A 20,916-nucleotide genomic window follows, 5' to 3' on the forward strand; every position below is an offset into this window, starting at 1 on the left:
ATAAAAACGATGGGTGATGATGCCGTGTAAGCGCAGTGATTAGGTACAAATTTCGTTAATTTTTCGTTTACAAACACGTGATGCACATCACAAATTTGACCCTTACCCCTGTTCAGCTTAGTGCAGAACGCGTTTTGCACCGGTGTAGTGGTCCTTCCAGTAGGCCCCCCCGAGCGAGTCCAGCCGGACCGTGCCGCCGGTGCTCGGAGCGTGCACGAAACGTCCTTCGCCGACGTAAATGCCCACATGTGACACGTTGCCGCGGCTGCCAAAGAACACCAGGTCACCCGGCGCCAGGCGCTTGGGTTCGATCTTCGGGCCCTGCACGGCGGCCAGGTCGCGCGAGGTCCGGGGCAGCTTGAGGTCGAGCATCTCGCGGTACACGTAGGTCACCAGGCCGCTGCAGTCGAAGCCCGACTCGGGGGTGTTGCCGCCGTACCGGTAGGGCGTGCCGACCAGGCCGATGGCGCGCATCAGCACCGCATTGGCCGCCTGCGGGTCGTTGGGAACCACGCTGGGCCAGACCTGGGTGGAGGCGGGCGGGGCGGCGGGGCGGGTGGTCTTGCCGCCGCCACAGGCGCTCAACAGGGCGGTGAGGGCCAGCAGGGCCAGTCGGGTCGTGCGCGGAACTGGCGTCATGTGCAGGTTGTCCGGATAATGCGCGGCCTCAGAAGGCCGTCATGATGGCGGCGTATCCGGCGGGGAACAACCCGCCCCACCCGTCTGCCATCGGCAGCGACCAGCCAGAGTTGCGCATGAAGATCGAAAAAGACCGCGTCGTCCGTTTCCACTACACCGTTGCCGAGCAGGGCCAGGAGCCGATCGAGAGCTCCAAGGACCGTGATCCGCTGGCGATCCTGATCGGCCACGGCAACATCATCCCGGGCCTGGAAAGCGCCATGATGGACAAGGAAGCCGGCGCCACCTTCGAGGTGGACGTCAAGGCGGCCGATGCCTACGGCGAACGCCGCGAGGGCCTGACCCAGCGCGTGCCGAAGAAGCATTTCGGCACCAGCAAGCTGGTCCCGGGCCAGCAGGTCGTGCTGCAGACCAACTTCGGCCCGCGTGCGGTCACCGTTGAGAAGGTCGGCATGAGCGTGGTCGACGTCGACCTGAACCACCCGATGGCCGGCAAGGACCTGCACTTCTCGGTCGAGATCGTCGACGTGCGTGAAGCGGCGGCTGAAGAACTCGAGCACGGCCACGTGCACGGCGACGGTGGCCACCAGCACTGAGTGCTGGCCAACCCGCCTGATCCAACGGCCCGCTTCGGCGGGCCGTTGCCGTTGGGCGCCCCGCACGCTGCGTTCGTGAGCGCCAACGCCGCCGCATAATGACCGCCTTGCCGGACGGAGTGCCTGTGAACGCTGCTTCCCCCCTTCTGCAGCCGGTTGCCGCCGGCGACCGCATCGCGGTGCTGGACATCCTGCGCGGGTTCGCCCTGTTCGGCATCCTGTTGATGAACATGGAGGCCTTCAGCGGTCCGCTGGACCTGGCCTTCACCGGCATCGACCCGCACTGGCACGGCCTGGACTACGCCGCTGACGCGGCCATCTACGTGCTGGTGCAAGGCAAGTTCTTCACCCTGTTCTCGCTGTTGTTCGGCGCCGGTTTTGCGATCATGGCCCAGCGCGCCGACGCGGCCCGGCGCGCGTTCACCCCGTTCTACCTGCGGCGCAGTGCGGCCCTGCTGCTGATCGGCCTGTGCCACGCGCTGCTGGTCTGGTCCGGCGACATCCTGGTGGTGTACGCGCTGGTGTCGCTGCCCTTGCTGGCCTGCCGCGAGGCCCCCACGCGCTGGTTGCCCGCGATGGGCGTGCTGACCTATCTGTGCGCGGCAGCGCTGATGCTGCTGCTGGGCCTGTTGATGGGCCTGTCGACGCACCTGGAACCGGCGGGCACGCAGGTGCGTGATGCCGTGGCCCAGGCCGGGCACACCATCGACATGCAGCGCCAGGCGTATGGCCATGGCACTTACCTGCAGGCGGTGGTGCAGCGCCTGCGTGATTTCTTCGCCCAGCTCAGCGCCGTCATCGTGGTGGGCCCGGAAGTGCTGGGCATGTTCCTGATCGGCAGCTGGTTCGCCCGCAGCGGTGCGCTGGCCACGCCGGACAATTTCGCGCGGCTGTACCGGTGGCTGCGCTGGGTCGCACTGCCGATCGGGCTGGCCATGATGGTGGCCAGTGCGATCTGGCAGCCCTACCTGGCGCCGGGAACCTTCACCGCCGCCAGTGGCGCGGCCTTCGCGCTGAATTCGGTGGCGTCGCTGCTGATGTGTCTGGGCTACCTGGCCTGGATCGTGCAGGTACGCGCGCGGCTTGCATGGCTGGCACCGGTCGGGCGGACCGCGCTGACCCAGTACATCGCGCAGTCGCTGGTGTGCACGTGGGTGTTCTACGGGTATGGCCTGGGTGCCTTTGAACAAATGCCACGCGCCGGCCAGGTGCCGTTCGCGATGGCGCTGTTCGCGCTGCAGGTGGTGGCCAGCACGGTGTGGCTGCGCTATTTCCGCTTCGGCCCGCTGGAGTGGGTGTGGCGGGCGATGACCTACCTGCACTGGCCGCCGTTGCGACGCGCGGCCACCCCACGTTGAGCGCCGTCCTCACGGCTGGATCGCAGCCGGACATGGCATGCTCATGGCCTGCATGCGCGGTGGCGACAACAGCGTTGCACCGTGTGGCGCACCTTACCGAGTCGAGCATTATCCATGAGCAATCACTACGACTATGACCTGATCGTGCTGGGCGGCGGCTCCGGCGGCCTGGCGGCGGCGTTCCGCGCTGCGCAACATGGGCAGCGCGTGGCGATGCTGGAGCCGGGCGAACTGGGCGGCACCTGCGTCAACGTGGGTTGCGTGCCCAAGAAGGCGATGTGGCTGGCGGCCGACCTGTCGGCCAAGATCGGCATGGCCGCGGCGATGGGCTTCGACGTGCCGGTGCGGCCGGCGTTGGACTGGAAGGAACTGGTGGTGCATCGCCAGGCTTACATCGCCAACATCCATGCCAGCTACCTCAAGCGCCTGAACGAAAACAACGTGGTACGGGTGCCGCGCAAGGGCCGGCTGGTGGATGCGCATACGGTGGAATGCAGCGATGGGGTGCGCATCAGCGCCACGCACATCCTGATTGCCACCGGCGCCCATCCGCAGCGGCCGGACATTCCGGGTGCGGAACTGGGCGCGGTATCGGACGACTTCTTCAACCTGTGCAGCGCGCCGGCGCGCGTGGCCATCGTCGGCGGCGGCTATATCGCCGTTGAACTGGCCGGGCTGCTGCAGGCGCTGGGCAGCAAGGTTACGTTGCTGGTGCGGGGCGAGCGCTTGCTGGAACGCTTCGACGCCGAACTCACCGCGCAGCTGGCCGAGAACCTGCGTCACCAGGGCGTGCAGGTGCATTTCAACTATCGCCTGCGCGAACTGCGTCGTGAGGGCGAGGCGGTGGTGGCGTACGGCCACGATGGCCCGCACGAGGCGGTGTTCGACCAGCTGTTCTTCGCCACCGGCCGCCGTGGCAACAGCGCCGGCCTGGGGCTGGAAGCGCTGGGGATCGTGGTGGGCGACAAGGGCGAGGTCGAGGTCGACGACTGGCAGACCACCGCCGTGCCCAGCGTGCACGCGGTGGGCGACATTGCCGGCAAGGTCGGGCTGACGCCGGTGGCGATCGCGGCCGCGCGCAAGCTGATGGACCGCCTGTTCGGGGGCAACCCGCAGGCAAAGATGGACTATGCCAACGTCGCCAGCGTGGTGTTTTCGCACCCGGCGCTGGGCGCGGTGGGGCTGAGCGAGGAAGAGGCGCGCGAGCAGCATGGCGACGTGCGCGTGTACCGCAGCAACTTCCGCCCGATGCTGGAAGCGCTGTCCGACGGCACCCAGCGCAGCCTGTTCAAGCTGGTCTGCGTGGGCGAAGAAGAACGCGTGGTGGGCGTGCACCTGCTGGGTGACGCTGCCGACGAGATCCTGCAGGGCTTCGCGCTGGCGGTGAAGATGGGCGCGACCAAGGCCCAGTTCGATGACACCGTGGCGATCCACCCGACGTCGGCCGAAGAGATCGTTTTGATGCGGTAGGCGCGCGCATTCGCGCATTCGCGCATTCCCCCAGCGTGCGACAATTCGATCTCCATTCCATCCTCCGGCCGCCCCGTGCGGCCGTCTGCCGTCCCGATGCCGCCACCTGTTTCCGCGCTGCCCACCTCTTCCGCCCGCATCGCTGCCGGCGGCATCGCGCTGGCCGCGGTGGGTGCCATCGCCGCCTCGGGCAAGGCGGTGATCGTCAAGCTGGCCTACCGGCATGGCGTGGATGCCACCACGCTGCTGGCGCTGCGCATGCTGATGGCCTTCCCGCTGTTCGCGCTGCTGGCGGTGTGGTCGGCGCGGCGGGCAACGGCGTTGTCGTGGGGCGATCGCGGCCGGGTGCTGTGGCTGGGCTTCACCGGCTACTACCTGTCCAGCCTGCTCGATTTCCAGGGCCTGCAGTACATCAGCGTGACCCTGGAACGGCTGATCCTGTATCTGAATCCCACCCTGGTGCTGTTGATCAGCCTGGTGCTGCTGAAAAAGCGCCCCGGGCGCTGGCAGCTGGTCGCGCTGGGGCTGAGCTACCTGGGCGTGCTGCTGGCGTTCGGGCATGACCTGCAGCTGGAGGGAGGGCGCATCCTGCTCGGCAGTGCGCTGGTGTTTGCCAGTGCCCTGAGCTACGCGCTGTACCTGTTCGGCAGCGGCCAGGTGGTGGCGCGGATCGGCGCGATCCGGCTCACCGCCTACGCCAGCTGCGTGGCCTGCGTGCTGTGCGTGCTGCACTTTGCGGTGCTGCATCCGCTGGCCGCGCTGGGGCAGGCACCCACCCCGGTGTACTGGCTGTCGCTGATCAACGCCACCCTGTGCACGGTGCTGCCGGTGCTGGCCATCATGCTTGCGGTGAAGCGGATCGGCTCGTCGTTGGCGGCCCAGGTGGGTATGCTCGGCCCGGTATCCACCATCGTGATGAGTCTATGGCTGCTCGACGAACCCATGGGTCCCTGGCAGATCCTGGGAACCGCCCTGGTGCTGCTCGGGGTGCTGCTGGTCAGCCGCGTACGCGCGTGACACCGGCCGAGGTCGCTTCGGCTGCCGATGCGGCCGCGCAGGCGCGCGAGCGCATCCTGGCGGTGATCCGCGCGATCCCGCGCGGGCAGGTCATGGGCTACGGCCAGGTGGCGGCCAAGGCCGGCCTGCCGGGCAGGGCGCGGCTCACCGCGCGCGTGCTGGGCATGAACGAGGACCCGGACCTGCCCTGGCATCGGGTGCTGCGCTCGGACGGTCGCATCGCCATGCCCGAGGGGTCGCACGGGTGGCGTGAGCAGAGCCAGCGCCTGCGCGCCGAAGGCGTGGCCATCGAGCGCGGTCGGGTCACGCAGATGCCGCGCAGCACCGGCGACGACCTCGACGCCTCCCTGTGGGGGCCGGGCTGACCATCGGCACGGGTGTGCGGTGGTTGAATGCGACGACGCAGGAGGCGGCCAGGGCGGGGCGCTGCGGCTATGATGGGCACGGTTCCAAAGGATGCCCTCATGTTTCCGCGATTGCCCACCGTCACCAAGGCACTGTTGATTGCCAACATCGTGCTGTTCCTGCTGCAGCAACCGTTCCTGCTGGGCAACGGCACCTTCGAGCCGTTCATGCTGCAGCCGCTGCGCGATGGCTTCGATCCGTTCTCGCCGGGCGGCAACTTCCAGCCCTGGCAGCTGCTGACCTACGGGTTCCTGCATGGGGGCTTCGGCCATCTGTTCTTCAACATGCTGGCGCTCTTCATGTTCGGCGCGCCGCTGGAACAGACCTGGGGCGAGAAGCGCTTCCTGACCTATTACCTGGTCTGCATCGTCGGCGCCGGGCTGTGCCAGCTGCTGGTGGGCATGATGATGGCCGACCCGGCCACCGTGCTCGGTGCCTCCGGCGGCGTGTTCGGGCTGCTGCTGGCCTACGGCATGCTGTTCCCGAACCAGCGGGTGATGCTGCTGTTCCCGCCGATTCCGATGAAGGCACGCACCTTCGTGATCGTGTTCGGCGCGATGGAGCTGATGCTCGGCGCCACCGGCTGGCAGCCCGGCGTGGCCCACTTCGCGCACCTGGGCGGCATGTTGTTTGGCTGGCTGCTGATCCGTTACTGGCGCGGCCAACCGCCGTTCAACAAGCGCCCGCCGGGCGGCGGTCCACGCAAGAACCACCTCCGCAGCGTCCGCTAGCGGCGAACATGCAGGCGGCACATCACGCGAAGGGCACCCACGGTGCCCTTCGTCGTATCCAGGCCACGGGTTGAACAGAAGCAAGGACGTTTCGCGCATGAAAATACTGATCCTGGGTGGGTATGGCGTCTTCGGCGGGCGCCTGGCGCGACTGCTGGGCGACCGGGCCGACCTCGAACTGCTGATCTGCGGCCGCAACCTCGCCGCGGCGACCGCCTTCTGCGACAGCTACACCGGCGCGCCGCTGGTGCGCCCGCTGCAGGCCGACCGGCAGCACATCGCGCCGCTGCTGCACGCCGAACGGCCCGACCTGCTGGTGGATGCCTCCGGTCCGTTCCAGGATTACGGCGAGCACCCGTACAGCGTGATCGAGGCCTGTATTGCCGCGCGTATTCCCTACCTGGACTTCGCCGATGCGGCCGATTTCGTGTTTGGCGTGGCGCAGTTCGACGCGCAGGCCAAAGCCGCCGGGATCTTCGTGCTGTCCGGGGTCAGCAGCTTTCCGGTGTTGACCGCCGCGGTGCTGCGCGAGATGGCCGGGCGCATGGATATCGTGGCGGTGGAAGGCGGCATTGCACCGTCGCCGTACGCCGGGATCGGGCTCAACGTGATGCGCGCGGTAGTGGGGTATGCGGGCGCACCGGTGAAGCTGCAGCGCAACGGCGCACCTTCGCACGGGCTGGGGCTGGCCGAGAGCCGGCGCTTCACCATCGCCGTGCCGGGCAAGGTACCGCTGCGCAACCTGCATTTTTCGCTGGTGGACGTGCCCGACCTGCAGGTGATTCCGCCCGAGCATCCGACCCTGACCGATATCTGGATGGGCGCCGGGCCGGTGCCGGAAGTGCTGCATCGGGTGCTCAACCTGCTGGCCAGGGCGCGTGCCCGGTTCGGCCTGCCATCGCTGGTGCCGCTGTCACGGCTGTTCTATACGGTGCTCAACCGGATGAAGTTCGGCGAGCACCGCGGCGGCATGTACGTGCACGCCACCGGCACGCGTGGCGGCCAGGCGGTGGAGGAAAGCTGGCACCTGCTCGCCGAGGGCGAGGACGGCCCGTACATTCCGTCGATGGCGATCGAGGCGGTGGTGCGCAAGCTGCTGGCGGGCGAGACGCCGGCCGAGGGCGCGCGGCCCGCCACGCACGCGTTGGCGTTGTCGGACTACGACCGGTTGTTCGAGGGCCGTGCAATCTTCACCGGCTTCCGCAGCGAAGACCCGCACGCGCCGCTGTACCAGCAGGTGCTGGGCAGTGCCTTCGCGCAGTTGCCGGCGCAGGTGCAGGCGTTGCACGCCGACGCGGGCGCGCGGCGCTGGCGGGGCACCGCCGAGGTGCGGCGTGGGCGCGGGTTGCTGGCACGGATGGTGGCCGCGCTGATCGGGTTTCCACCGGCGGCCAGCGCGGTGCCGGTCAGCGTGGGCTTTACCCCCGAGCGTGGCGGCGAACGCTGGACCCGCGATTTCGGCGGCCGCCGGTTTTCTTCCTGGCAGCGCCGCGGGCAGGGCAGGAACACGCACCTGCTGGTGGAGCGCTTCGGCATCGTCGATGTGGCGCTGGCACTGGTGGTCGATGCCGACTGCCTGCGGTTGGTGGCGCGCCGCTGGTCGTGCCTGGGCATTCCGCTGCCGAAGGCGCTGCTACCTGGCGGAAACACGTTCGAGACCGAGCGCGATGGGCGCTTTGTGTTCGACGTGGAGATCGCCGCGCCGTGGGTCGGCTTGATCGTGGGCTACCGCGGCAGCTTGGTGGCGGACCCACGGTAGCGCCACGCCATGCGTGGCTGTTGCAGCCAGTCGTGCAGCCACGCATGGCGTGGCTCTACCACCAGCGGGCGTTCCGGGTCGATGCCTGGTCCGTCGCGGCCGTCGGCGCGCAACGAAAAAGGGCGCCCGAAGGCGCCCTTTTCCTGACCGTGCCTGCGGCTGGACTCAGCGCCAGACCTTGATCTGGTCGTTGTCCACGCGCTGCATCGGCTGGCCCGGCTTGCAGCTGAAGGTCGCACCGAACGCCGGCAGGTTGGACAGCGCGCCATTGGTGCGCCAGCGGCCCGGGGCCAGCACGTCGGCGGTGAGCCGCTGGGCGGCCTCGTTCGGCGACAGCTGCTGTGCCCACAGCGCGGCCCATGCGCGGAAGAAGCCCTGCTGGGCAGCCGGCTTGGCCGACGGTTCCACTGCCTTGTAGGCTTCCCACGCCAGTTCCAGGCCCGCCACGTCGGCCAGGTTTTCCTCGCGGGTCAGTTCGCCGTTGACCTTGGCACCCTTGATGCCCGGGAAATCGTACGCGCTGTACTGGGTGGCCACGCGGCTGCCCAGCAGGGTCCAGGCGGTCTTGTCGGCCGGGGTCCACCAGCTGCGCAGTTCGCCCTTGGCATCCACCAGCGCGCCCTTCGCATCGATGGCGCGGGTCAGTTCGTGGGCGACCAGGGCACCGAAGCTGCCGAACTTGTCGGCGGCATCGGCCTTGGCGTTGAACACCGGGCCCTGCAGCACGGCAGCGGTGACGATCAGGCGGTTCTGCGCGATGTCATAGGCCAGCGCGGGCTGCTGCGGCAGCACGTCCCAGCGGCGGTCGGCGTTGCCCTTGCCGATGCGCTTCATTTCTTCGCGGTGGCGCCAGGTGGAGGCGATCAGCATGTTGCCGCCGAAGCTGCCACGGCCCATCGGCTGCACGCTGTAGTCGAGGTCGCGCAGTGGGGTGCCGATTTCGATCTTCAGCGCGGCCAGCTTGGCCTGCGCTTCGGTCTTGGCATCGTTGCTGAGCCAGGTGCTGCGCTTGACCGCATCGATCTGCACTTCGCGGATCTTGTCGACGATCACCGCTGCCTGGCGGCGATCATCGGCGGACAGGTACTTGCTGGCATATTCGCGGCCGAGCATCGGGCCGGCGGCGACGTTGATCGCATCCAGGGTCTGTTCCCAACGCGCCGGGGCGATGGTTTCGCCACGGATCACGCGGCCGCGGAATTCGAACTCGGCATCGCGGTAGGCCTTGGACAGGTACGGGGCCATGGCATCGCCCACGCGCCAGCGCAGGTAGGCCTTCCACTGGTCCGGCTTGATGCGGGTGACCATGCCGTCCAGCTGCTTGAACAGCGCGGGGTCGGCCAGCGAGACGAGGTCGTCGTTGACGCCCTGGACCTTGAGGAACGCATCCAGCTGCAGGTTGCGGTAGCGGCTGTTGAGGTCCTTGGTGGAGATGGGGGCATAGTTGTTGAACGGGTTGTTGATGCCCGCCAGCGACTGTGCGTTGCGCGCCAGTTCGGTTTCCAGCGCGATGACGGCCTGCGCTTCGGCGTCGAGCTTGGCCGCCGGGGTGCCGGTGAGGGCCAGGATCTGCTTGACGTAGGCGCGGTAGCGGGCCATCAGCGCGACGGTGTCGGCGTCGGTGCGGGTGTAGAAGGCCGGGTCGGGCAGGCCCATGCCACCCTGCATGAAGTACCCGATGTGGCGGTCGAGCGCCTTGAGGTCCACGTCGGGGGCAAAGTTGAAGGCCACCGGGATGCCGACCTGGTGCAGCGCGGCGATCGAGGCGGGGACGTCCTTGGCCTTCTTGATGGCGTTGATGCGGGTCAGCAGGGGGGCGATGGGGTTGGAGCCGTCGGCTTCAACCGCGGCTTCGTCCAGGCCGCTGGCCCAGAAGTCGCCGAGCAGCTTCTGCACGGTGCCCTGCGGGGTCTTCATGGACGCATCCAGCAGCTCGCGCTGCTGCAGGCGGGTACGCTCGGCCAGCTGCCCAAGGGCGGTGGTGGCGCCGGTCTGCGGCACGGGATTGGCTTTCAGCCACGCGCCATTGCTGGCTTCATAGAAGTCGCTGCACTGGACGCTGACCGCCGGCGCACGCGCGGCCTTCTTCTTCGGCGCAGCGTGCGCGTCGTGTGCGATGACCAGGGAGGCCAGGCCAAGGCCCAGGGCAATGGCGAGCGGACGGAGGTTGGACATGTAAAGCGAATCCAGTGTGGATTGGGATCGCGCGAGTGTACCAAGCAAAGCGAAAAGAGCGTGATGGGGGGGATAACTACGAAGGGCGAGAAGCAACGGCGAACGGCAATGGGCCGCGCGAGCGTTGGGGCCCCTTGGCGGCGAACAGGCCCTTGTGCAAATGTCCCCCGGTCGCCTGCGGCGACCTCCTCCTTGAGTTTGCCAAGGGCCTGTTCGCCACCAAGGGGCGTGGCTTGCGGCAGTAGTTGTCCCCTACGCTCTACGCGCCGATGGCAGCTGACTTTTGTCGGGCGGATCAGCCGCGACCAGGCGCGGGAAGTGCATTGACTGGCGTCCAGGTGTCTTTGTGGGAAAGCGCCAGCGTCCAAGGGATCGAGATGGACCGTTGCTGACGCGAGCCGCGCCCGTTGGCGGCCGGCAGACCCTTGGCAAACTCAAGGAGGAGGCTGCCGCAGGCGGCCGGGGGACATTTGCACAAGGGTCTGCCGGCCGCCAACGGGCCCCAACGCTCGCGACGCACACAACCGGTGCCTATCAAGCCTCTTCGCCAAAAGGAAGACAAAAAAACGCCCCGATTCCCAAAGGAATCGAGGCGTTTTTCCTGACTCAACCGCATTGCCGGAAAGGTCGCGGGCAATCGCCTGCGGCCGATCAGGCGGTAGTGCGGGTTACCAGATCACGACCTGCTGGTCGCCGGCGCGGACCATCGGCGAGCCGGCCTTGCACTGGAACGCAGCGGCGAAGGTCGGCAGGTTCGACGGCGCGCCCATGGCGCGGAACTGCGCCGGGGCGTGCGGATCGGTGGCCAGGCGGACCTTGGCGTTTTCCGGGGTGTACTTGGTGCGCCACACGGTGGCCCAGTTGAAGTAGAAGCGCTGATCGCGGGTGAAGCCGTCGATCTTCGGATCTTCCTTGCCGGCCGAGGCCTTCTGCAGCGCGTCGTAGGCGGTTGCCACGCCGCCCAGGTCGGCGATGTTCTCGCCCAGGGTCAGCTTGCCGTTGACCGCCTGGCCGTCCACCTTGTACCCGTCGAACTGCTTGACCAGCTTGCCGGTCAGGCCGCTGAAGTTCTTGGTGTCCGCCGCGTTCCACCAGTTCTCGAAGTTGCCGGTCGGCCCGAAGCGGCTGCCCTGGTCGTCGTAACCGTGGGTCATTTCGTGGCCGATCACCGCACCGATGCCGCCGTAGTTGAGCGCGTCATCGGCCTTCGGGTCGAAGAACGGCGGCTGCAGGATGGCGGCCGGGAACACGATCTCGTTCTGCAGCGGGTTGTAGTAGGCGTTGACCGTCTGCGGGGTCATGCCCCACTCGGTCTTGTCCACCGGCTTGCCGATCTTGGACAGGCTCCACTTGTAGTTGAAGGCGTTGGCCGCGCGCACGTTGCCCAGGTAGCTGTCGCGACCGGTGGTCAGGCCGTTCCAGTCACGCCACTTGTCCGGGTAGCCGATCTTCGGGGTAAAGGTTTCCCACTTGGCAATGGCCTTGGCCTTGGTCTCGTCGCTCATCCAGGTCAGACCCTGGATACGCTCCTTCAGCGCGGCGGCCAGGTTCTTGACCAGTTCTTCCATCTTGGCCTTGGCTTCCGGCGAGAAGGCGACCTTCACATACAGCTGGCCGAACGCATCGCCGGCGTCGTTCTCGATGGTGCCCAGCACGCGCTTCCAGCGCGGCTTCTGTTCCTTCTGACCGTTCAGGGTCTTGCCGTAGAACGCGTAGTTTTCATCCACGAACGCATCGGCCAGGTACGGCGAGGCGCCGTCCACGGTGTGGAAGCGCAGGTAGGCGCGCCACACCGACGGATCGGTGTCACCCAGCGCCTTGCTCACTTCCTGGTGGAAGGACGGAATGGCCAGCGAGAACTTCTCCGGCGCGGCTACGCCCTGGGCCTCGAAGAACTTGGTCCAGCTGAAGTTCGGGGTCAGCTTGTCGGCATCGGCCAGGGTGACCGGGTTGTAGTACAGCGACACATCGCGCGACAGCTCGACGCTGGACTTGGAGGCCTTGGCCAGGCGGGTTTCGAACTTCACCACGTCAGCTGCCTGCTTGGCCGCATCGGCGGCGGCAACGCCGGACAGTTCCAGCACCTTGGCCACGTGCGCCTGGTAGGCCTTGAGCTTGTCGGCGTTCTTGGCGTCGGTGTAGTAGGTGGTGTCCGGCAGGCCCAGGCCACCCTGGCTGGCGTACGCCATGTTCATGCTGGAGTTCTTGAAGTCCGCTTCCGGACCGAAGCCGAACAGCACGTTCTCGCCCTTGGCCGCGCTGCTGCGCAGGAAGTCGGCGACGGCGTCCTTGCTCTGCAGGCCGTCGATGGCGGCCAGGTCGGCCTTGATCGGCTCGATGCCCTGCGCGTTGATCTTGGCTTCGTCCATGCCGGTGGCCCAGAAGTCACCGACGATCTTCTCGATCCCGCTGGGGTTCTTCACCGCCGCGACCTGCTCGGCGAGCTGGTGCTGCACGGCAACCGAACGTTCGTCCAGGATGGTGAAGGCGCCCCAGCTGGTGCGGTCGGCCGGAATCTCATTGGCGGCCAGCCACTTGCTGTTGACGTAGTCACCGAACGCGTTGCAGGCGTCCAGGCTGGTGTCCAGGTCGGACGGGTGGAAGGCGTTGTAGGCCGGCAGCTTGCTGTCGTCGAGCTTGTACTCGGTGGCAGCAGCGGCAGGGGTGGCCGGTGCGGCGGTGGAGGCCGCGCTGTCCGTAGCCGGGGTTTCGTTCTTGCCGCAGCCGACCAGCGCGGCCGAAACGGCCAGGGTCAGCAGAACAATCTTGGGAGTGCGAGCGATCACTGTGAATGGCCTCCAGGCCGATGGGTCATGCGTGGGCTGGCCCCTGCGGGGCCGTGGGCCAGACGATACGCCGCTGGCCCGGCCTGCAAGGGTGTCGAAGGTCATGGCCGATGGCAAGCCGCCCCTGCGTGGGGCCGGCCACCGCCTTCGGCACGGCCGGACGACCGCAGCGGCAAAGTCGTGGCCTGTGGGGCGACACGCCCTGCCGTGGCGGTGTATACAACGGCCATGGCAAACCCTTCTGCGCAGGCGTGGGACGCGGTCATCATCGGCGCCGGGCACAATGGCCTGGTCTGCGCGGCATACCTGGCGCGCGCCGGCAAGCGCGTGCTGGTGCTGGAGCGCCGCGGGGTGGTCGGGGGGGCGGCGGTCACCGAGGAATTCCATCCGGGCTTCCGCAATTCGGTGGCGTCCTACACGGTGTCCTTGCTGCAGCCCAAGGTGATCGCCGACCTGGACCTGCCCGGGCACGGGCTGACGGTGGTGCCGCGCCGCATCAACAATTTCCTGCCACTGCCCGACGGCGGCTACCTGCTGGCCGGCACCGGTCTTACCCAGGCCGAGGTGCGCCGCTTCTCCGTGCGCGACGCGCAGCAGTTGCCGGCCTACGAACAGCGGCTGGAGGTGTTCGCCGACGTGCTGCGCGCCGTTGCACTGCAGGCGCCGCCCAACGTGGGCAGCGGACATTGGCTGCAGGCCCTGCCCGAACTGTGGCGGGCGGGGCAGCTGGGGCGGCGGCTGCACGCGCTGTCGCCCGGGCTGCGCCAGGAGCTGCTGGACCTGTTCACCATTTCCGCCGCCGAGTACCTCGACCGCTGGTTCGAGAGTGCGCCGATCAAGGCGTTGTTCGGTTTCGACGGCGTGGTCGGCAATTACGCCAGCCCGTATGCGCCGGGCACCGCCTACGTGCTGCTGCACCACGCGTTCGGCCAGAGCAACGGGGTCAAGGGCGCCTGGGGCCACGCCATCGGCGGCATGGGCGCGATCACCCAGGCGATGGCGCGCGCGGCCATCCAGGCCGGCGCGCAGATCCGCACCGATGCCGGCGTGCGCCGCGTGCGGGTCGAGGCGGGCAGGGCGGTGGGCGTGGAGACGCTGGAGGGCGAGTGCATCGACGCCCGCGCGGTGGTGGCCAACGTCAACCCGAAACTGCTCTACGAGCAACTGCTGGCCGCCGACGAGGTACCGGCGCCCACGCGCGAACGCATGGCCAACTGGCGCTGCGGCTCAGGCACGTTCCGCATGAACGTGGCGCTGTCGCAGCTGCCGGACTTCCGCTGCCTGCCCGGTGCGGGCGACCACCTGACCGCGGGCATCATCATCGCCCCGTCGCTGGATTACATGGACCGCGCCTACACCGATGCGCGCCAGCAGGGCTGGTCGCGCGAACCGATCGTGGAGATGCTCATTCCCAGCACGCTGGACGATTCGCTGGCGCCGCCCGGGCAGCACGTGGCCAGCCTGTTCTGCCAGCACGTGGCGCCGCAGCTGCCGCACGGGCGCAGCTGGGACGATCATCGTGATGAAGTGGCCGACCTGATGATCGCCACGGTGGAACAGCATGCGCCGGGATTTGCCGCCTCGGTACTGGGCCGGCAGGTACTGAGCCCGCTGGACCTGGAGCGGACCTTCGGCCTGATCGGCGGGGATATCTTCCACGGCGCGCTGAGCCTCAACCAGCTGTTCAGTGCACGCCCGATGCTGGGCCAGGCCGACTACCGCGGCGCGTTGCCGGGGTTGTATCTGTGCGGGTCCGGCACGCATCCCGGCGGCGGTGTCACCGGTGCGCCGGGGCATAACGCCGCGCAGGTGATCCTGCGCGGCTGAGCCGCAGCGACGCGGCTACTTTCCGTCAAGATCCGGCTGCAACTCTTCGGTCTGCGGCTCGCTGGCATCTACCTGCGGCTTGACCTCGGGGATCCGCGTACTGCGGTCGCCAGTGACCGGCACCGTGCTCACCGTGCCCACATCGACCCGGCCCACCCGCGGCGTCATCCAGATGCTGTCCTGGTACTGCCGGTACTTGTCCGGGTCCCAGTAGCGCTGGTCATAGAACTTGGAGCCGTCGATCTGCTCGACCACGCCGTTCGGACCCGGCACCAGGATCTTCACGTTGCCGGCAAAGCCCGTGCGGCTGCCGGTCAAGCGGTGCTGCTCGCGGCGCATCGCCTGGTTCAGTCGCGGCGCCGCCGCCTCATCACCGAAGCGGGCATAGATCGCCTCGCCCTCGGCGACGGCCTGCGCCTGTTCGGCGGCGCTCAAGTTGGCCCAGTAGCGCTCGCGCAGCTCGACAAAGCCCTTGTAGCCACGCTCGGCGGCAAGGTCCATCCAGGCATAGGCCAACGCGCGGTTGACCGGCGTGCCGGTGCCATTCCACAGCATCTCGGCCACCATCGCCTGGGACACCTTGTCCGAATAGAACCCGGCGCGCTGGAAGAACGCGAACGCGGCGGTCGGGTCGTTGCCGCGCATTTTTTCCATGCCCAGCATGCGGAAGCGCAGGTCCGGGTGGCCGTTGAGGAACCCGGCGCTGATCATCAACGGATCGTCGACCGGATCACTGGGCAACGCGGTGCCGGTTTTGGCCTTGGCGGCCGGTGGCGCGGCGGTTGCAACCGCCGGCAGCAGCAGCGCTGCGAAGAGGGGGTAAAGCAGATAACGCGGGGTATTCATAGCATCATTCCTTGATCAGCCCGGGGCGGATGCCGACGGGGGCATGGTCCGGCGGCGATCGGGTCGGGCGCATGCGGCGTACGTCACTATGCCAAAAGACAGGGCGCGCGACCTGACGGCCGCGCGCCCCTGTTGCGGTCAGCGCTTGCTGCCGGTACCGATATGGCGGTCGAAGAAGGCCAGCATTTTCGTGTACAGGTTCACGCGTGCGGGGACGCCGTAGAAGCCATGCATTTCCCCGGACTGGATGATCACCTCTTCCGGCGCATTGCCGGCCTCGGTCAACGCCTTGGCCATCAGTTCGGTTTGCTCAGGCACCGCACGGGCATCGCGCGCGCCGGCGGCCAGGAACACGGGAATGCGGACTTCGGCAGCACGCTTGGCCGGCGACGCCTTGGCGCGTTCGGCCGGATCCACGCCGTGGGTGCGGCGCAGGTAGCGCTGGCCGGACTCACGCTGCGGGATGTCGCCCTTGGTGAACAGCATGTCCACGTCATACACGCCCACATAGCCGAACGCACACTTGAACAGGCCCGGTTCGCGGATCGGTGCCATCAGCGCCGAATAGCCCCCGAAACTGCCCCCGTAGATGCACAGGCGGTCCTTGTCGGCCACGCCTTGGGCGATGGCCCAATGGGTCGCATCCAGAATGTCGTTCTGGATGCCGTCGGCCCACTGCCGATGCCCGGCCTCTTCAAATGCCTTGCCATAGCCACCGGACCCGCGGAAGTTGACCTGCAGCACCGCGTAGCCGCGGCTGGCCAGCAACTGCGCTTCCGGGTTGAAGCCCCAGTTGTCGCGCGGACCGATCGGGCCGCCATGCGGGTTGACGATCATCGGCAGCCGCTTGCCCTCTGCGCCCTTGGGCACGGTCAGGTAGCCGTACAGCTGGCGGCCGTCGCGGGCCTTGAGCGTGAACGAGGTGACGCTGGCCATGTGCTTGGGGTCCAGCCAGTCGCGCCCCTGGAGCAGGAAACGGGCCTGGCCGGTACCGCGATCAAACAGGTAGAGCTCGCCGGGATTGGTATCGCTGTAGACCGACACCAGGATCTTCTGGCCGTCCTCGGTATAGCTGGAGAACTGCACCATCTGGTCGGGGAAGGCCGCGGCCAGCGACTGGTACAACTTCGCATCGGCGTGGTCTTCGTCGATCAGCGTGACCTTGGGCGCGCCGGACTGGTTGATCACGCCCAGCAAGCGCTTGTCATCGGTGCTCCACATCATCTGCGAGACATCGGTGACCGGGTCCTGGAACAGGCTGTTGAACTGGCCACTGGCCGTATCCAGCGTACCCAGTGCCGCCGGCAGCTTGCCGTCGTCCTGCTCGGCGTAGACGGTGCCATCGGCGGTGGTGCGCAGCACACGCAGGTGCTTGCCGTCCGCCTTGGAGGCATTGATCAGCGTCCAGTTGGTGCCGTCGCGGCGATACAGCTCGCTGCGCTCGTCGTACTCACCGCTTTCATCGCGGCTGGAGCTGCACACCGCGAACCGCGGCTCCTTGGCGGCGTCCAGCGCGATGTCGCAGTTTTCCTTGGGCGCGCGGGCCAGCGGGGTGCGCCGGCCACTGATGGTGTCCAGGCTGACCACCTGGGTGCCCGCGCCTTCGGACGAGCGCGGGTAGCGCACCTGCATGATCACGTTCTGGTCATCGCCGCGCAGGGTGTCCAGCAGCGAGTAGGACTCGTTGCCGACGCTCTTGCCGCGCTGGGTGGCATCGCGGGTGCCGTAGAAGATCACCGGGCGGGCCAGGCTGCCGTCGGCGTTCACCGCGAACCATTCCCCGGTGGGGAAGGGCTGGGCATAGCCACCCTGCTTCTTCACTGCATTGAACATCAGCCGTTGGGGCGAGATCCAATGGAAGCTGCCGACGCTTTTCTTGTCCGGCAGCTGGTTGACCTTCAGCACCTTGAGATCGCTGGTGCGCAGGATGGTCAGCACGTCCTGGTCGCCCAGGTCGACGCTGATGGCCAGGTAGTCACCGTTGGGCGAGATCTTGGCCGAACTGAAGCTGGCGTGCTTGGCGAAATCTTCAATCGAGTAAGGCGTGTTGGCCGGGGAGGCCGCCTGTGCCGCCGGCAGCGATGCGGCAAGTGCCATCGCCAGTGCCAGGGGTGCGTACAGCATCGACTTCATCTGCATGTGTGCCTGTTTCCTGTCCAGGGCCGCTGCGTCGCCGGCAGCGGCAGTCAAAAAAGGAAAGCCCGGTCAAGGACCGGGCTTTCCCACGCATCCTTACATCACCCGGAGGTGATCAGAACTTGTACTGCAGGCTCACGTAGAAGCGGCGGCCCAGCGGATCGGCACCGATGTACGGGTCGAAGAACGGGTAGGCAGTGCGGCTGTTGTCCTTGCGGTACTGGTTGTCGAACACGTTGACCACCTGGAAGGTTGCCAGCACGTTTTCACCGAACTTCTTGCCCACGCTCAGGTTCCACAGGAAGTACGGAGCCAGGCGACGCGGGTAGAAGGCACCTGCGGCATTGACGCCGTCCGCCTCGGCCTGGCTGAAGGCCGAACCGTAGCGGGTACCGAAGACGGTCGATGCCCAGTCACCCTTGGTCCAGGTCAGGCTGCCGCGGGCGCGGCTGCGTTCGGAGTAGAAGAACTCCGGCGGCAGATCGCGGTAGTCGATCAGCTCGTCGTCGGCCGTCTGCTTGTACTTGTTGGTCAGCGTCAGCGAGTAGCCGAGGTCGACGTTGAAACGGCCCCAACGGTCGGTGTCCAGCGCGTACTTGTAGCTGGCATCGATGCCGCTGGTGTCCTGCAGAGCGGTATTGATGTAGGCGTTGTTGATGAGCTGGATGCGACCGTCATCCGGCGAGCCGGGCAGGTTGACACGGGTGATCAGGCTCTGAACGTTGGCGCACACCGACGGGCTCGGCACGGCACGACCGTCGCTGGCGCTGCCCAGGCGGCAGGCCGCTTCGGCACGCAGCAGGTAGTCGTTGCTGAGCTGGGCGGCGGCGTCTTCCAGCTGGATGCGGTAGTAATCGACCGTAAGCGACATGCCGTCGGTGATGTCCCACACGAAACCACCGCCCCACGACTTGCCCTTTTCTTCGGTCAGGTTCGGGTTGCCGGCAACCTGGGTCTGCACCGAGTACTTGGTCGGATCGCTGGTCGGCGCGTTGCACTGGGTGCGCGTACGCGGACCCTGGGCAGCACCCGCACCGGTACCGGAACGGCAGGCGTACTCATCCAGCTCGGTGGTGTAGGACGCGGCACCGCCGGCGTAGATCAGCTGCATGTCCGGCGCGCGGAAGCTGGTGGCGTAGCTGCCGCGCAGCATGAGGTTGCTGAACGGGCGCCATTCCAGGCCCAGGTTGTAGGTGCTGGCCGCATCGACCGACGAGATATCGTCGTACTTGTCGTAGCGGGCCGCCGCGTTCGCGCTCAGGCTGCTGAAGATCGGCACGCGGAACTCGGCGCCGACGGCGTAACGGTCGCGGGTGCCGTGGGTTTCGCCGGAGCTGGTCAGGTTGTAGATGGTCTGGCCATCGATCGGGCGCAGCTGGTCGGTGCGCGGATCGCTCACCATGTCCATCTTCTGACGGTTCCACTCCAGCACGCTGGCGAAGCCGACGGCACCGGCCGGCAGTTCGAACAGGTCGCCGCTGATGTTGAAGCTGGCGTTGGCGACGCTGGTTTCAGAGCGGTTGATCACGCGGGTGGCGAACGACTGGTAGATCTCCGGGGTGATCGGCGAACCCCAGCGCTGCAGGTTCAGTGCATGGATCGGATAGACACCGGTACCGGTGCCGGTCGCGTTGCTCCAGCCGAGCTGCGGGCCCAGGAAGTAGTCATGCACCGACTTTGCCAGCAGGCGCGGGCGGTCCATCTTGTAGTTGTAGTAGCCGTAACCGCCGCTGGCTTCCCAGTCGAAACGATCGGCGATGGTGCCACGCACGCCGGCGGCGAAGTCGTAGGTGTATTCGTCGTAGGTGGTGCTGGCCGCTTCGTTGCCGCCCAGCTCATCGGCGGTGAACACACGCTGCAGCTGCACGATGTCGCGCAGGCCGGCATCGTAGTAGAAGGCGCTGGTGCTGCCGTTGGACAGGATGTTGAACTTGTCACCGTTGGTGGCCCAGAACTCCGTGCCGGAGCTGGCCTTGCCGTTGGTGGTGTAGTAGTTCGCGCTGGCCCAGCCCTGGGTGGTGTCGGTGAAATCGAAGGTGCCGTAACCGTAGGCGGAGTAGAACTGGCGCTTGTTGGAGATCGAGCGCGAAGCGCTGCTGTCATACGAGCCGCAGTAGGTACCGCGGGCGTTGGTGGTTACGGTGGTGAAGCCCAGTGCATCGCAATTGGCTTGGCCGGGATAGTACGCATTGTGGTTGACCGGGCCGTTGGCCGAGGCCAGGCCGCGGATCGCGATCAGCGACAGGCCCGGGGTGGCGGTGCTGCCCAGCGGCCCTTCGCGGACGTCCGAGAGCCACTTGCGCTGGCTGGCGAAGACCGGTTCGCGGTCGCTGTACTGCAATGCCCACACCGCGCTCCAGCGGTCGCCGGTACGGCCACCGGTCAGCTCCAGATTCACCGTGTCACCGCCGCCTTCAGCGGTGGTGCCGGTGGTCAGGCGCACCAGGTTGCCGTCGAAGTGCTCGCGCAACACGATGTTGACCACGCCGGCGACGGCGTCGGAACCGTAAATGGCCGAAGCACCACCGGTCAGCACTTCAACGCGCTCGACGATGCTGCTGGGAATGGAGTTGATGTTGGCGACGTTGTTGTCGCGGTTGTAGGGCTGCGGGTACTGGGCGGGGCGGCGGCCGTTGACCAGGGTCAGGGTGTAGCCGGGACCCAGGTTGCGCAGGTTGACCACCTGGGCGTTGGGGGTGAAGCCGGACACGGCCAGATCGCCGGTGAACGAGGCGGTGGTGTTCTGGGTCAGCGTCTGCAGCATGTCGCCGACGGTCTGGAAGCCTTCACGGTCGATGTCGCCGCGGGTAATCACGGTGACCGGCGCCGGGCCTTCAACTTCGGACCGCTTGATGCGCGAGCCCACCACCGAAACACGGTCCAGGTTGGTGGCGTTCTTGCCGCCGACCTCGTTGCCGGCTTCCTGTGCGAAGGCCGGTGCGACGGCCGAAACGAGCAGCGCCGATGCCAGCGCAAAGCTCAGCGGGTTGCGGCTGAGCAGGTTGCGATTTGCCATGAATAGTTCCCCTTGAAATCAGTTCTGTGCGCCAGGTGGCGGTATGTAGGCCTTCTTGGCCGGATCCGACACCCTTGTGCTCCCGACGGGCCCCAACCGCTGCCCCCTGTAATCAGCTTCACAAGCCGATGACCAGAAGTTAACACGAGCTTAAC

14 protein-coding genes are annotated in these 20,916 nt (G+C 67.2%); 8 read left to right on the forward strand and 6 right to left on the reverse strand.

The window, feature by feature from the left end; genetic code table 11:
- Positions 1-117 precede the first annotated feature (117 nt).
- Entirely contained in the window at positions 118-645 is a 528-nt protein-coding gene (locus DX03_RS05900; protein ID WP_425598310.1) for a C40 family peptidase, read from the reverse strand.
- A 110-nt stretch (positions 646-755) separates the two neighbouring features.
- Between DX03_RS05900 and DX03_RS05905 the strand changes: the two genes are divergently transcribed.
- From DX03_RS05905 to DX03_RS05935, 7 genes are all read left to right on the forward strand, one after another.
- On the forward strand, positions 756-1,235 hold the full coding sequence (locus DX03_RS05905) for an FKBP-type peptidyl-prolyl cis-trans isomerase (protein WP_038691951.1): 480 nt from the start codon (positions 756-758) through the stop codon (positions 1,233-1,235).
- A 98-nt stretch (positions 1,236-1,333) separates the two neighbouring features.
- A complete protein-coding gene (locus DX03_RS05910) occupies positions 1,334-2,593 on the forward strand; it encodes a DUF418 domain-containing protein (RefSeq protein WP_038687153.1) in 1,260 nt (419 codons plus the stop codon).
- A 114-nt stretch (positions 2,594-2,707) separates the two neighbouring features.
- A complete protein-coding gene (gorA, locus tag DX03_RS05915) occupies positions 2,708-4,063 on the forward strand; it encodes a glutathione-disulfide reductase (RefSeq protein ID WP_038687154.1) in 1,356 nt (451 codons plus the stop codon).
- Between the two features lie 96 nt (positions 4,064-4,159).
- The gene (locus tag DX03_RS05920) at positions 4,160-5,080 is read left to right on the forward strand and encodes a DMT family transporter (RefSeq protein WP_038687156.1); all 921 of its coding nucleotides are present in this window, start codon (positions 4,160-4,162) and stop codon (positions 5,078-5,080) included.
- Positions 4,987-5,445: an MGMT family protein gene (locus tag DX03_RS05925; RefSeq protein WP_081797163.1), complete on the forward strand. Its 459-nt coding sequence runs from the start codon at positions 4,987-4,989 to the stop codon at positions 5,443-5,445. The genes DX03_RS05920 and DX03_RS05925 overlap by 94 nt, the downstream gene beginning before the upstream one ends.
- Positions 5,446-5,544: 99 nt before the next feature.
- On the forward strand, positions 5,545-6,216 hold the full coding sequence (locus DX03_RS05930) for a rhomboid family intramembrane serine protease (RefSeq protein WP_038687159.1): 672 nt from the start codon (positions 5,545-5,547) through the stop codon (positions 6,214-6,216).
- Between the two features lie 97 nt (positions 6,217-6,313).
- A complete protein-coding gene (locus DX03_RS05935; RefSeq protein ID WP_038687160.1) occupies positions 6,314-7,975 on the forward strand; it encodes a saccharopine dehydrogenase family protein in 1,662 nt (553 codons plus the stop codon).
- 165 nt (positions 7,976-8,140) lie between these two features.
- Here the strand turns inward: DX03_RS05935 and DX03_RS05940 are convergent, their stop codons facing one another.
- Positions 8,141-10,150, reverse strand: a complete 2,010-nt coding sequence (locus tag DX03_RS05940; RefSeq protein WP_038687162.1) for a M13 family metallopeptidase — start codon at positions 10,148-10,150, stop codon at positions 8,141-8,143.
- 668 nt (positions 10,151-10,818) lie between these two features.
- Positions 10,819-12,933, reverse strand: coding sequence for a M13 family metallopeptidase (locus DX03_RS05945; RefSeq protein ID WP_185753530.1), 2,115 nt, complete (start codon positions 12,931-12,933; stop codon positions 10,819-10,821).
- A gap of 231 nt (positions 12,934-13,164) precedes the next feature.
- On the opposite strand from DX03_RS05945, the gene DX03_RS05950 reads away from it, so the two are divergent.
- Positions 13,165-14,763, forward strand: a complete 1,599-nt coding sequence (locus DX03_RS05950; protein ID WP_038687165.1) for a phytoene desaturase family protein — start codon at positions 13,165-13,167, stop codon at positions 14,761-14,763.
- 15 nt (positions 14,764-14,778) lie between these two features.
- Here DX03_RS05950 and DX03_RS05955 read toward each other — a convergent pair whose 3' ends face one another.
- The 3 genes from DX03_RS05955 to DX03_RS05965 all read right to left on the reverse strand — a co-directional run bounded on the left by DX03_RS05955 (position 14,779) and on the right by DX03_RS05965 (position 20,761).
- Positions 14,779-15,609, reverse strand: coding sequence for an SEL1-like repeat protein (locus DX03_RS05955; RefSeq protein WP_051598755.1), 831 nt, complete (start codon positions 15,607-15,609; stop codon positions 14,779-14,781).
- A gap of 138 nt (positions 15,610-15,747) precedes the next feature.
- Entirely contained in the window at positions 15,748-17,748 is a 2,001-nt protein-coding gene (locus tag DX03_RS05960; protein WP_244880187.1) for an alpha/beta hydrolase family protein, read from the reverse strand.
- 112 nt (positions 17,749-17,860) lie between these two features.
- Positions 17,861-20,761 carry a TonB-dependent receptor domain-containing protein gene (locus tag DX03_RS05965; protein WP_051598756.1) on the reverse strand — a complete coding sequence of 967 codons (2,901 nt, stop codon included), beginning with the start codon at positions 20,759-20,761 and terminating at the stop codon, positions 17,861-17,863.
- Positions 20,762-20,916 lie beyond the last annotated feature (155 nt).

The organism is Stenotrophomonas rhizophila (assembly GCF_000661955.1).
Lineage (GTDB): Bacteria > Pseudomonadota > Gammaproteobacteria > Xanthomonadales > Xanthomonadaceae > Stenotrophomonas > Stenotrophomonas rhizophila.

What these genes read in the sequence shown, in the direction of transcription:
- DX03_RS05920 (WP_038687156.1), top strand. Translation starts at nt 4,160, where the DNA reads ATGCCGCCACCTGTTTCCGCGCTGCCCACCTCTTCCGCCCGCATCGCT.
- DX03_RS05940 (WP_038687162.1), bottom strand. Translation starts at nt 10,150, where the DNA reads ATGTCCAACCTCCGTCCGCTCGCCATTGCCCTGGGCCTTGGCCTGGCC.
- DX03_RS05925 (WP_081797163.1), top strand. Translation starts at nt 4,987, where the DNA reads ATGGCTGCTCGACGAACCCATGGGTCCCTGGCAGATCCTGGGAACCGC.
- DX03_RS05960 (WP_244880187.1), bottom strand. Translation starts at nt 17,748, where the DNA reads ATGCAGATGAAGTCGATGCTGTACGCACCCCTGGCACTGGCGATGGCA.
- DX03_RS05950 (WP_038687165.1), top strand. Translation starts at nt 13,165, where the DNA reads ATGGCAAACCCTTCTGCGCAGGCGTGGGACGCGGTCATCATCGGCGCC.
- DX03_RS05935 (WP_038687160.1), top strand. Translation starts at nt 6,314, where the DNA reads ATGAAAATACTGATCCTGGGTGGGTATGGCGTCTTCGGCGGGCGCCTG.
- gorA (WP_038687154.1), top strand. Translation starts at nt 2,708, where the DNA reads ATGAGCAATCACTACGACTATGACCTGATCGTGCTGGGCGGCGGCTCC.
- DX03_RS05955 (WP_051598755.1), bottom strand. Translation starts at nt 15,609, where the DNA reads ATGAATACCCCGCGTTATCTGCTTTACCCCCTCTTCGCAGCGCTGCTG.
- DX03_RS05910 (WP_038687153.1), top strand. Translation starts at nt 1,334, where the DNA reads ATGACCGCCTTGCCGGACGGAGTGCCTGTGAACGCTGCTTCCCCCCTT.
- DX03_RS05905 (WP_038691951.1), top strand. Translation starts at nt 756, where the DNA reads ATGAAGATCGAAAAAGACCGCGTCGTCCGTTTCCACTACACCGTTGCC.
- DX03_RS05965 (WP_051598756.1), bottom strand. Translation starts at nt 20,761, where the DNA reads ATGGCAAATCGCAACCTGCTCAGCCGCAACCCGCTGAGCTTTGCGCTG.
- DX03_RS05930 (WP_038687159.1), top strand. Translation starts at nt 5,545, where the DNA reads ATGTTTCCGCGATTGCCCACCGTCACCAAGGCACTGTTGATTGCCAAC.